General features: G+C 66.8%; 9 protein-coding genes, 1 tRNA gene and 1 pseudogene. 9 read left to right on the top strand and 2 right to left on the bottom strand.

Annotated features, from left to right (window positions below):
- Positions 1–17: 17 nt before the first annotated feature.
- Together LNW71_RS11840 and LNW71_RS11835 are read right to left on the bottom strand one after the other, a co-directional pair.
- A pseudogene (locus LNW71_RS11840) lies at positions 18–1039 on the bottom strand (adenosine deaminase).
- Positions 1040–1172: 133 nt separating this feature from the next.
- Positions 1173–2399, bottom strand: a complete 1227-nt coding sequence (locus LNW71_RS11835) for a pyridoxal phosphate-dependent aminotransferase (protein WP_250968204.1) — start codon at positions 2397–2399, stop codon at positions 1173–1175.
- A 236-nt stretch (positions 2400–2635) separates the two neighbouring features.
- Between LNW71_RS11835 and LNW71_RS11830 the strand changes: the two genes are divergently transcribed.
- From LNW71_RS11830 to rpoB, 9 genes are all read left to right on the top strand, one after another.
- A tRNA-Trp gene (locus LNW71_RS11830) sits at positions 2636–2708 on the top strand.
- 106 nt (positions 2709–2814) lie between these two features.
- Entirely contained in the window at positions 2815–3102 is a 288-nt protein-coding gene (secE, locus tag LNW71_RS11825; RefSeq protein WP_073732696.1) for a preprotein translocase subunit SecE, read from the top strand.
- Positions 3103–3175: 73 nt separating this feature from the next.
- Complete coding sequence (gene nusG, locus LNW71_RS11820) at positions 3176–4129, top strand: transcription termination/antitermination protein NusG (protein WP_250968203.1); 954 nt, start codon at positions 3176–3178, stop codon at positions 4127–4129.
- A gap of 190 nt (positions 4130–4319) precedes the next feature.
- Positions 4320–4754 carry a 50S ribosomal protein L11 gene (gene rplK, locus LNW71_RS11815; protein WP_024494105.1) on the top strand — a complete coding sequence of 145 codons (435 nt, stop codon included), beginning with the start codon at positions 4320–4322 and terminating at the stop codon, positions 4752–4754.
- A gap of 79 nt (positions 4755–4833) precedes the next feature.
- Positions 4834–5556 (top strand): 50S ribosomal protein L1, encoded by a 723-nt coding sequence (gene rplA, locus LNW71_RS11810; RefSeq protein ID WP_123461041.1) that lies wholly within the window; start codon positions 4834–4836, stop codon positions 5554–5556.
- 160 nt (positions 5557–5716) lie between these two features.
- Positions 5717–6628 carry a hypothetical protein gene (locus LNW71_RS11805; protein WP_250968202.1) on the top strand — a complete coding sequence of 304 codons (912 nt, stop codon included), beginning with the start codon at positions 5717–5719 and terminating at the stop codon, positions 6626–6628.
- 275 nt (positions 6629–6903) lie between these two features.
- Positions 6904–7434 (top strand): 50S ribosomal protein L10, encoded by a 531-nt coding sequence (rplJ, locus tag LNW71_RS11800; protein ID WP_250968201.1) that lies wholly within the window; start codon positions 6904–6906, stop codon positions 7432–7434.
- A gap of 113 nt (positions 7435–7547) precedes the next feature.
- A complete protein-coding gene (gene rplL, locus LNW71_RS11795; protein WP_250968200.1) occupies positions 7548–7931 on the top strand; it encodes a 50S ribosomal protein L7/L12 in 384 nt (127 codons plus the stop codon).
- A 606-nt stretch (positions 7932–8537) separates the two neighbouring features.
- A complete protein-coding gene (gene rpoB, locus LNW71_RS11790; RefSeq protein ID WP_250968199.1) occupies positions 8538–12023 on the top strand; it encodes a DNA-directed RNA polymerase subunit beta in 3486 nt (1161 codons plus the stop codon).
- Position 12024: the final 1 nt, after the last annotated feature.

The following is a 12024-nucleotide window of genomic DNA, read 5'->3' as shown; positions in this document are numbered from 1 at the left end:
CCACCGGACCGGCGACGTCAGTCCACCGGCTTGGCCAGCCAGTCGTCCACGCCCGCCAGGAGCTCCGCCCGCACCGCGTCCGGCGCCGCCGAACCCCGCACCGACTGGCGCGCCAGCTCCGCCAGCTCCTCGTCCGTGAACGCGTGATGGCGCCGCACCAGGTCGTACTGCGCGGCCAGCCGGGAGCCGAAGAGCAGCGGGTCGTCCGCGCCGAGCGCCATCGGCACACCGGCCTCGAACAGGGTGCGCAACGGTACGTCGGACGGCTTCTCGTAGACGCCGAGCGCCACGTTCGACGCCGGGCACACCTCGCACGTGATCCCGCGCTCCGCCAGCATGCGCAGCAGCCGCGGGTCCTCGGCGGCCCGTACGCCGTGCCCGACCCGGGACGCGTCCAGGTCGTCCAGGCAGTCGCGGACACTCGAAGGCCCGGACAGCTCACCGCCGTGCGGGGCCGCCAGCAGGCCGCCCTCCCTGGCGATGGCGAAGGCACGGTCGAAGTCGCGGGCCATGCCGCGCCGCTCGTCGTTGGAGAGGCCGAATCCGACGACGCCCCGGTCCGCGTACCGCACCGCGAGCCGCGCCAGGGTCCTGGCGTCCAGCGGGTGCTTCATCCGGTTCGCCGCGATGACCAGCCGGATCGGCAGCCCGGTCTCGCGCGACGCGCTGTCCACCGCGTCCAGGATGATCTCGATCGCCGGGATGAGCCGCCGAGCAGCGGCGCGTACGAGGTGGGGTCGACCTGGATCTCCAGCCAGCCCGAGCCGTCCGACACGTCCTCCTGGGCGGCCTCGCGCACCAGCCGCTGGATGTCCTCCGGCGACCGCAGGCAGGATCTGGCGATGTCGTAGAGCCGCTGGAAGCGGAACCAGCCGCGCTCGTCCGTCGCGCGCAGCTGCGGAGGCTCGCCGCCGGTCAGCGCCTCCGGCAGCCGCACACCGTACTTGTCGGCGAGTTCGAGCAGCGTCGTGGGCCGCATCGACCCGGTGAAATGCAAGTGCAGGTGGGCCTTGGGCAACAGCCGTACATCACGCTCCATTCCAAGATCCTGCCGCACCGACCGGGTGTCGCGGTAGCCGCTTTCCCCATCGAGTTGCCCACCGAACAGGAAAGCGAACGAGAAAGCGACCCCCGGCCGAAGCCGGGGGTCGCTCACTGGTCGGCGGGTACGACTACGCCTTGGCCTCGCCCAGCAGCTTCTGGAGCCGCGAGACGCCCTCGACGAGGTCGTCGTCGCCCAGCGCGTAGGACAGGCGCAGGTAGCCCGGCGTACCGAAGGCCTCGCCCGGTACGACCGCGACCTCGGCCTCGTCCAGGATCAGCGCGGCCAGCTCGACCGAGGTGGCCGGACGCTTGCCGCGGATCTCCTTGCCGAGCAGGTCCTTCACCGAGGGGTACGCGTAGAACGCGCCCTCGGGCACCGGGCACAGCACGCCGTCGATCTCGTTGAGCATCCGCACGATGGTCTGCCGGCGCCGGTCGAAGGCGGTGCGCATCTCGGCGACCGCGTCCAGGTTCCCGGAGACGGCGGCCAGCGCGGCGATCTGGGCGACGTTGGAGACGTTGGACGTGGCGTGCGACTGCAGGTTGGTCGCGGCCTTCACGACGTCCTTGGGGCCGACGATCCAGCCCACGCGCCAGCCGGTCATCGCATACGTCTTGGCGACTCCGTTGACCACGATGCACTTGTCCCGCAGCTCGGGCACGATCGCGGGGAGCGAGGTGAACTTCGCGTCCCCGTAGACCAGGTGCTCGTAGATCTCGTCGGTCATCACCCACAGGCCGTGCTCGACGGCCCAGCGGCCGATCGCCTCGGCGTCGGCCTCGCTGTAGACCGCACCCGTCGGGTTGGACGGGGAGACGAAGAGGACGACCTTCGTACGCTCGGTACGGGCCGCCTCCAGCTGCTCCACGGAGACGCGGTAGCCGGTGGTCTCGTCGGCGACGACGTCCACCGGGACGCCGCCGGCGAGGCGGATCGACTCGGGGTAGGTGGTCCAGTACGGCGCCGGGACGATGACCTCGTCGCCCGGGTCGAGGATCGCGGCGAAGGCCTCGTAGATGGCCTGCTTGCCGCCGTTGGTCACCAGGATCTGGGAGGCGTCGACCTCGTAGCCGGAGTCGCGCAGCGTCTTCTCTGCAATGGCGGCCTTGAGCTCGGGGAGCCCGCCTGCCGGGGTGTAGCGGTGGTACTTCGGGTTGCGGCAGGCCTCGACCGCGGCATCGACGACGTAGCCGGGGGTCGGGAAGTCGGGTTCGCCGGCACCGAAGCCGATCACCGGACGGCCGGCGGCCTTGAGGGCCTTGGCCTTGGCGTCGACGGCGAGGGTGGCGGACTCGGAGATTGCACCGATGCGGGCGGAGACCCGGCGCTCGGAGGGAGAAGTAGCAGCGCTCATGCCCCCCATGCTCCCAGACCGTATTCCCCGGCGGCACAGGGGTTTCAGGGACCGGACAGCACTTGGACAGCATGCGGACAGACAACCGGACAGCATCCGACAAGAACGGTCGGGAGCTATCTGTTCGACGCCGGGCCGCTGAGCACGTACACTCACCTGTCGTTGGCCTTCACCAGCCGCACCGTTCCTGCACCCGGGGCATCCGGGAACATGCGGTAGGTTGGTGGAAACCACAAAGGGTCGTAGCTCAATTGGTAGAGCACTGGTCTCCAAAACCAGCGGTTGGGGGTTCAAGTCCCTCCGGCCCTGCTACACACTCCTTCGCCAGGATGTGTGCGCATGTACGTACTTCAATGCATCGCCGTGCGGCTCCACCGGGCGCGGCACGGCCATGACCCGGAATCAGGTGAGAAGCGTGACGGACGCCGTGGGCTCCATCGACATGCCTGATGCCGAGGATGAAGTCCCCGAGTCGAAGAAGAAGACCCGGAAGGGCGGTAAGCGCGGCAAGAAGGGCCCTCTGGGCCGTCTCGCGCTCTTCTACCGCCAGATCGTGGCCGAGCTCCGCAAGGTGGTCTGGCCGACTCGCAACCAGCTGACGACATACACCTCCGTGGTGATTGTGTTCGTAGTTGTCATGATCGGTCTTGTTACCGTGATTGACTTCGGATTCCAGCGGGTCATCAAGTACGTCTTCGGCTGATCCCGCGGAGGGCGCCTCATGGGCGCCCCTTTCGCATGTTCCACCCATTTGTATCCAGGAAGAAGCAGCCACCGTGTCTGACCCGAACCTGAACGACGCCGTCGAGCCGACGGCGGGCGCCTTCGAGTCCGCCGAGGACGAGCTCGACATCGTCGAGGCGGCGGACGCTGTGGAGCCGGACCAGGCTGAAGCTGCCGACGCCGCCGCGGGCGAGCCCGCCGAGCAGGCCGCAGTGCACACCGAGTCCGCCGACGAGGCCGTGGCTACCGATGACGCCGAGGTCGAGGCCGAGATCGCAGCCGCCGACGACGCCGAGGTCGAGGCCGAGATCGAGACCGCCGACGACGAGGCCGCCGAGGCGGACGCGTCCGCCGACGAGGCCGAGGAAGAGGCCGAGCCGGCCGCCCCCGTCGACGCCGTCACGGCGCTGCGCGAGGAACTGCGCGGCCTGCCGGGCGAGTGGTACGTCATCCACACGTACGCCGGCTACGAGAAGCGTGTGAAGGCCAACCTGGAGCAGCGCGCCGTCTCGCTGAACGTGGAGGAGTTCATCTATCAGGCCGAGGTGCCTGAGGAGGAAATCGTCCAGATCAAGAACGGCGAGCGCAAGAACGTCCGGCAGAACAAGCTCCCGGGTTACGTCCTGGTGCGCATGGACCTGACGAACGAGTCCTGGGGCGTCGTGCGCAACACCCCCGGTGTCACCGGCTTCGTGGGCAACGCCTACGACCCGTACCCGCTGACCCTGGACGAGATCGTCAAGATGCTCGCGCCGGAGGCCGAGGAGAAGGCCGCCCGTGAGGCCGCCGAGGCCGAGGGCAAGCCGGCTCCGTCCCGCAAGGTCGAGGTCCAGGTGCTGGACTTCGAGGTGGGCGACTCCGTCACCGTCACCGACGGCCCGTTCGCGACGCTGCAGGCGACGATCAACGAGATCAACGCCGACTCGAAGAAGGTCAAGGGCCTCGTCGAGATCTTCGGCCGCGAGACGCCGGTCGAGCTCAGCTTCGACCAGATCCAGAAGAACTAGCGGCTGCCCCGAGCGGGCGCCCACCAGCTTCTGGACACATGCCTACCGAGCAGGTCAGAACGGCTGTCAAAGCCGGTCTGACCTGCTCGGTTTTTGGTCGCGCAGCTATACCCGTTATCGTTGTGCGGTATGCCTGCATCCGGATGACCGGATGACGGCGAAAACTCTCACTAGGACCCGGAGAGAGCACATGCCTCCCAAGAAGAAGAAGGTCACGGGGCTTATCAAGCTCCAGATCAACGCCGGTGCGGCCAACCCGGCACCGCCGGTCGGCCCCGCACTGGGCCAGCACGGCGTCAACATCATGGAGTTCTGCAAGGCCTACAACGCCGCGACCGAGTCGCAGCGTGGCATGGTCGTGCCGGTGGAGATCACGGTCTACGACGACCGTTCCTTCACCTTCATCACCAAGACTCCGCCGGCCGCCAAGCTGATCCTCAAGGCCGCGGGTGTGGACAAGGGCTCCGGCGAGCCGCACAAGACCAAGGTTGCCAAGCTGACGGCTGCCCAGGTCCGCGAGATCGCCACGACGAAGCTCCCCGACCTGAACGCCAATGACCTCGACGCCGCGTCGAAGATCATCGCCGGCACCGCCCGTTCCATGGGCATCACGGTCGAAGGCTGATTCAGCCCCACCCCCTCAGTGGTAGGACCAAGCGCTGGTCCGCACCACGACTCCACACTCTGAAACCACAGGAGTAGAAGTGAAGCGCAGCAAGAACCTCCGCGCTGCGGACGCCAAGATCGACCGGGCGCGCAACTACGCCCCGCTCGAGGCCGTCCGTATCGCCAAGGACACCGCCTCCACGAAGTTCGACAGCACCGTCGAGGTCGCGTTTGCCCTGGGTGTTGACCCTCGCAAGGCCGACCAGATGGTCCGTGGCACCGTGAACCTCCCGCACGGCACCGGCAAGACCGCCCGGGTCCTGGTCTTCGCGACCGGTGACCGTGCTGCGGCCGCGGAAGCCGCGGGCGCCGACATCGTCGGCGCCGACGAGCTCATCGACGAGGTGGCGAAGGGCCGTCTGGACTTCGACGCCGTCGTCGCGACCCCGGACCTCATGGGCAAGGTCGGCCGCCTCGGCCGCGTGCTCGGTCCGCGTGGTCTGATGCCGAACCCGAAGACCGGCACCGTCACCCCCGATGTCGTGAAGGCTGTCAACGACATCAAGGGCGGCAAGATCGAGTTCCGCGTCGACAAGCACTCGAACCTGCACTTCATCATCGGCAAGACCTCGTTCGACGAGACCAAGCTGGTGGAGAACTACGCAGCGGCGCTGGACGAGATCCTCCGTCTGAAGCCGTCCGCCGCCAAGGGCCGCTACATCAAGAAGGCCACGCTGGCCACCACGATGGGCCCCGGCATCCCGCTGGACTCCAACCGCACCCGTAACCTCCTCGTCGAGGAGGACCCGGCCTCCGTCTGAGCCCTCGCGCTCACCGGAACGCCGCGTCACGTGTGACATTGACGGGCCCCGCAACCTTTCGAGGTGCGGGGCCCGTCCTCGTATGTACGGACCAGTGGCTGTCGGAGCCGTCGGCTAGCGTGAGGGCTCCGGCAGTCGGAATCAGGGGTGGGGAGCGGACATGAGGACCAGTACCGTACGGCGCGTGGGTCTGTGTGTGGCGGTGGCCGCGGCGTTGACGTCGGTCGCGGCCTGCGGCGGACCGGACAAGGACGACAGCGGCAAGGGCGCCGGCCACGGCGGCTCGGTGGTGAACGCCGACCCGGTCGCCGCACTGCTCACCGTGCAGAAGAAGACCGGCGCGGCGAGCTCGGCCAAGGTGGAGGGCACCACCACCATGGGCTCGACGATGGCCATGAAGCAGTCGGGGGCCCTGGACTGGTCCGACGGCATCACCGGCGCCATGAAGATCACGTACACGGGCGGCGACATGGCCGACTCGATGAAGCAGCTCGGCAGCGACGGCTCGATGCAGGCCCGCTACTTCAAGGACGGCTACGCGGCGGACATGGGCGCGGCCCTGGCCAAGCAGACCGGCGGCAAGCACTGGATCAGCTACTCCTACGAGGAGCTGGCCGCCCTCGGGGGAGCCTCGGGCGCCGCCATGCAGGAGCAGATGCAGAACACCAGCCCCGGCGAGGGCGTGAAGGGGCTGCTGGCCTCCGGCGACGTGAAGAAGGTCGGCAAGGAGAACGTCCGGGGAGTCACCGCCACCCACTACTCCGGCACGGTCGACGTCGCTGAGCTGACCGCCAAGAACTCCAAGCTCGACGCCGAGCAGCTCACCGCGCTCAAGAAGCAGCTCGGCGACGCCGGGATCACGACCGAGAAGATCGACATCTGGGTCGACGGGAACGACCTGCTGGTCAAGAAGACCGAGCGCGGACAGATGAAGACCGGCGAGCTCAACTCGACCATGTTCTACAGCGACTACGGGACCAAGGTCTCGGTCGAGCGGCCGCCGGCCGGCGAGACGATCGAGTTCAAGGAGCTGCTGAAGCAGCAGCAGGGTGCGACCGCGGGCGCGTCCTAAACCTCCCGCAGCGCACGAAGAGGGACGGATTTGCTCGGCGCGACCCCGGTCGCGTACTCTTCTGCAGAAGCCAAAGACCGCTGGTCGTTGTCGCACTCCCGCAAGGGGGAACGGCAACCGAAGGATCCGTAAAATACGGACGACCTGCGCAGGTGACTGTGGAAAGCTCCCGGACTTCGTGCGGTCGAGCTACGCCCTGGCACCTGTGCCGGGGCGTTTCGTCTTTCCCGGCCCCTTCTGAGCGGTCCTCATCACCCGGAAGGAGGCCGACGCTCATGGCAAGGCCCGACAAGGCTGCCGCGGTAGCCGAGCTCGCGGAGCAGTTCCGCAGCTCGAACGCCGCCGTGCTGACCGAGTACCGGGGTCTCACCGTGGCACAGCTCAAGCAGCTGCGCCGTTCGCTCGGTGAGAACGCCCAGTACGCCGTGGTGAAGAACACGCTGACCAAGATTGCGGCCAACGAGGCCGGGATCGACACGCTGGACGACCTGTTCGCAGGTCCGACGGCGGTTGCCTTCGTCACCGGTGACCCGGTGGAGTCGGCGAAGGGTCTTCGTGACTTCGCCAAGGACAACCCCAACCTCATCATCAAGGGCGGTGTCCTTGACGGTAAGGCGCTGTCCGCCGATGAGATCAAGAAGCTCGCGGACCTCGAGTCCCGCGAGGTTCTGCTCGCCAAGCTGGCCGGTGCCATGAAGGGCAAGCAGACGCAGACTGCGCAGCTCTTCCAGGCTCTGCCGTCGAAGTTCGTCCGCACCGCGGAGGCGCTTCGTGCCAAGAAGGCCGAGCAGGGCGGTGCCGAGTAATTCGGCTCGCACATTGATCGCCGCCCGCTAGGGCGACGGTCGCAGCGGGTCGAACGTACGCCCGCCTTCATATACACCCGGCACCAGCCGAATTAGTGGAAGGATCGCCCATCATGGCGAAGCTCAGCCAGGAAGACCTGCTCGCCCAGTTCGAGGAGCTCACCCTCATCGAGCTCTCCGAGTTCGTCAAGGCGTTCGAGGAGAAGTTCGACGTCACCGCCGCCGCCGCGGTCGCCGTTGCCGGCCCGGCCGGCCCGGGTGCCGTCGCTGACGCTCCCGAGGAGCAGGACGAGTTCGACGTCGTCCTCACGGGTGCCGGCGAGAAGAAGATCCAGGTCATCAAGGTCGTGCGTGAGCTGACCTCGCTGGGCCTCAAGGAGGCCAAGGACCTCGTGGACGGCGCCCCGAAGCCCGTCCTCGAGAAGGTCGCCAAGGAGGCCGCTGACAAGGCTGCCGAGTCCCTCAAGGCCGCCGGCGCCTCCGTCGAGGTCAAGTGACCCTGCGAGTCTTCTGACTCGTCTGGACCCCGTGCCGCGAGGCACGGACGTCACATCGCGAAAGGCGATCACCCGTTCGGGTGGTCGCCTTTCGGCGTACCCGTGGCGGGTGCCTTGCTCTTCCCGTGCCGACGAGTATGGTGATCTTCGCCGTGCGCCTCTCGTAAGGAGTGCGGACAGGCGTGCGGGGGCGGCGTATCCGGGTCCCGGGGCCTTGACCCGGCTGGGGGGCCTTGACGAACCGCACGAGGCGCGCAATTCTCAAAGCGCGTCGCCACATCGATCCGGATCCGAGGCATGGATCGACGGCGAAGAGGGCAGTAAAGAAGAGCGCAGCTCATGCAGGGCTATGCAGGGCTAGACATAGGTGTTGAGAACAGCTGTTGCAAGCAACGTGGGTCTCTGAGAACCCCGACTGGACATCAGTGTGCCGCTTGGCTACACTGACCCTTTGCGCTGCCTGTTAGCTGCCTCCTGCCCGTCACCAGGGGCATACCCAATCTTGTACGCCGTGGACCGAGCATCCCTGAGAAGGGCTACTCCCCATGTGTCCAGTTTGGGACCGGTACGCGCGTAGTGAGTCCGAGCCCTCGGAAGGACCCCCTCTTGGCCGCCTCGCGCAACGCCTCGACCGCGAATACGAACAACGGCGCCAGCACCGCCCCGCTGCGCATCTCTTTTGCAAAGATCAAGGAGCCCCTCGAGGTTCCGAACCTCCTCGCGCTGCAGACCGAGAGCTTTGACTGGCTCCTCGGTAATGCCGCCTGGAAGGCTCGCGTCGAGGCTGCTCTGGACAGTGGACAAGACGTCCCCACCAAGTCCGGCCTGGAGGAGATCTTCGAGGAGATTTCACCGATCGAGGACTTCTCCGGGTCGATGTCGCTTACGTTCCGCGACCACCGCTTCGAGCCCTCGAAGAACTCGATCGACGAGTGCAAGGAGCGCGACTTCACGTTCGCCGCCCCGCTCTTCGTCACGGCCGAGTTCACCAACAACGAGACCGGCGAGATCAAGTCCCAGACGGTCTTCATGGGCGATTTCCCGCTCATGACCAACAAGGGCACCTTCGTCATCAACGGCACCGAGCGTGTCGTGGTGTCGCAGCTGGTCCGCTCGCCGGGTGTCTACTTCGACTCGTCGATCGACAAGACGTCCGACAAGGACATCTTCTCCTCCAAGATCATCCCTTCCCGGGGTGCCTGGCTGGAGATGGAGATCGACAAGCGCGACATGGTCGGTGTCCGCATCGACCGCAAGCGCAAGCAGTCCGTCACTGTTCTCCTGAAGGCTCTCGGTTGGACGACCGAGCAGATCCTCGAGGAGTTCGGCGAGTACGAGTCCATGCGCGCCACCCTGGAGAAGGACCACACCCAGGGCCAGGACGACGCGCTGCTCGACATCTACCGCAAGCTGCGTCCCGGCGAGCCGCCGACGCGCGAGGCTGCTCAGACGCTGCTCGAGAACCTCTACTTCAACCCGAAGCGCTACGACCTCGCGAAGGTCGGCCGCTACAAGGTGAACAAGAAGCTCGGCGCGGATGAGCCGCTCGACGCCGGTGTCCTCACCAGCGACGACATCATCGCGACCATCAAGTACCTGGTGAAGCTGCACGCCGGGGAGACCGAGACCGTCGGCGAGTCCGGCCGTTCGATCGTCGTCGAGACCGACGACATCGACCACTTCGGCAACCGTCGTCTGCGTAACGTCGGCGAGCTCATCCAGAACCAGGTCCGTACGGGTCTGGCTCGTATGGAGCGCGTCGTGCGTGAGCGCATGACGACCCAGGACGTCGAGGCGATCACGCCGCAGACCCTGATCAACATCCGGCCGGTCGTCGCCTCCATCAAGGAGTTCTTCGGCACCAGCCAGCTGTCGCAGTTCATGGACCAGAACAACCCGCTGTCGGGTCTCACCCACAAGCGCCGCCTGTCGGCGCTTGGCCCGGGTGGTCTCTCCCGTGAGCGGGCCGGCTTCGAGGTCCGTGACGTGCACCCGTCCCACTACGGACGCATGTGCCCGATCGAGACCCCTGAAGGCCCGAACATCGGTCTGATCGGTTCGCTCGCCTCGTACGGACGCGTCAACGCGTTCGGTTTCATCGAGACGCCGTACCGCAAGGTCGTCGACGGCCAGGTCACCGACGAGGTCGACTACATCACGGCCGACGAGGAAGACCGTTACGTCATCGCCCAGGCGAACGCGACGCTCTCCGAGGAACTGCGCTTCACCGAGCCCCGCGTCCTGGTCCGCCGTCGTGGCGGAGAGGTCGACTACGTGCCCGGCACCGAAGTCGACTACATGGACGTCTCGCCGCGCCAGATGGTGTCCGTCGCCACCGCGATGATCCCGTTCCTGGAGCACGACGACGCCAACCGTGCCCTCATGGGCGCGAACATGATGCGTCAGGCGGTGCCGCTGATCAAGTCGGAGGCCCCGCTCGTCGGCACCGGCATGGAGTACCGCTGCGCCACCGACGCCGGTGACGTGCTGAAGGCCGAGAAGGACGGTGTGGTCCAGGAGGTCTCCGCGGACTACATCACCGTGACCAACGACGACGGCACGTACACCACGTACCGGATCGCGAAGTTCATGCGCTCCAACCAGGGCACCTCGGTCAACCAGAAGGTCGTCGTCGCCGAAGGCGACCGGGTGGTCGCCGAGCAGGTGCTCGCCGACGGTCCGGCCACCGAGAACGGTGAGATGGCCCTCGGTAAGAACCTGCTCGTGGCGTTCATGCCGTGGGAGGGTCACAACTACGAGGACGCGATCATTCTTTCGCAGCGCCTCGTGCAGGACGACGTCCTCTCCTCGATCCACATCGAGGAGCACGAGGTCGACGCCCGTGACACCAAGCTCGGCCCGGAGGAGATCACCCGGGACATCCCGAACGTCTCCGAAGAGGTCCTCGCGGACCTCGACGAGCGCGGCATCATCCGTATCGGTGCCGAGGTCACGGCCGGTGACATCCTCGTCGGCAAGGTCACGCCCAAGGGCGAGACCGAGCTGACCCCCGAGGAGCGCCTGCTCCGCGCGATCTTCGGTGAGAAGGCGCGCGAGGTGCGCGACACCTCGCTGAAGGTGCCGCACGGCGAGATCGGCAAGATCATCGGCGTCCGCGTCTTCGACCGCGAAGAGGGCGACGAGCTGCCGCCGGGCGTGAACCAGCTGGTCCGCGTCTACGTCGCGCAGAAGCGCAAGATCACCGATGGTGACAAGCTCGCCGGCCGTCACGGCAACAAGGGCGTCATCTCGAAGATCCTGCCGATCGAGGACATGCCGTTCCTGGAGGACGGCACCCCGGTCGACATCATCCTCAACCCGCTGGGTGTCCCGTCCCGAATGAACCCGGGACAGGTCCTGGAGATCCACCTCGGCTGGCTCGCCAGCCGCGGCTGGGACGTCTCCGGCCTCGGTGACGAGTGGGCCAAGCGCCTGCAGGCCATCGGCGCCGACCAGGTCGCCCCCGGCACCAACGTCGCGACCCCGGTCTTCGACGGTGCCCGCGAGGACGAGATCACCGGCCTCTTCCAGGCCACGATCCCGAACCGCGACGGCGACCGGCTGGTCCAGCCCTCGGGCAAGGCCAACCTGTTCGACGGCCGCTCCGGCGAGCCGTTCCCCGAGCCGGTCTCGGTCGGCTTCATGTACATCCTCAAGCTCCACCACCTCGTCGACGACAAGCTCCACGCTCGTTCGACGGGTCCGTACTCCATGATCACCCAGCAGCCGCTGGGTGGTAAGGCACAGTTCGGTGGACAGCGCTTCGGTGAAATGGAGGTGTGGGCCCTTGAAGCTTATGGCGCCGCTTACGCCCTCCAGGAGCTGCTGACGATCAAGTCCGACGACGTGACCGGCCGCGTGAAGGTCTACGAGGCCATCGTCAAGGGCGAGAACATCCCCGAGCCCGGCATTCCCGAGTCCTTCAAGGTGCTCATCAAGGAAATGCAGTCGCTCTGCCTCAACGTGGAGGTGCTGTCCTCGGACGGCATGTCCATCGAGATGCGCGACACGGACGAGGACGTCTTCCGCGCGGCGGAGGAGCTCGGAATCGACCTGTCCCGGCGCGAGCCGAGCAGCGTCGAAGAGGTCTGAC

The organism is Streptomyces sp. RKAG290 (genome assembly GCF_023701695.1).
In the GTDB taxonomy this organism is placed as follows: domain Bacteria; phylum Actinomycetota; class Actinomycetes; order Streptomycetales; family Streptomycetaceae; genus Streptomyces.
Note: the sequence above shows the minus strand (reverse complement) of the source record. Positions and strands in the feature narration are given on the sequence as shown.

Excerpts from the sequence above, each read along its gene's own strand:
- LNW71_RS11835 (WP_250968204.1), bottom strand. The coding sequence starts at position 2,399 with ATGAGCGCTGCTACTTCTCCCTCCGAGCGCCGGGTCTCCGCCCGCATC.
- rplK (WP_024494105.1), top strand. The coding sequence starts at position 4,320 with ATGCCTCCCAAGAAGAAGAAGGTCACGGGGCTTATCAAGCTCCAGATC.
- LNW71_RS11805 (WP_250968202.1), top strand. The coding sequence starts at position 5,717 with ATGAGGACCAGTACCGTACGGCGCGTGGGTCTGTGTGTGGCGGTGGCC.
- rplJ (WP_250968201.1), top strand. The coding sequence starts at position 6,904 with ATGGCAAGGCCCGACAAGGCTGCCGCGGTAGCCGAGCTCGCGGAGCAG.
- rplL (WP_250968200.1), top strand. The coding sequence starts at position 7,548 with ATGGCGAAGCTCAGCCAGGAAGACCTGCTCGCCCAGTTCGAGGAGCTC.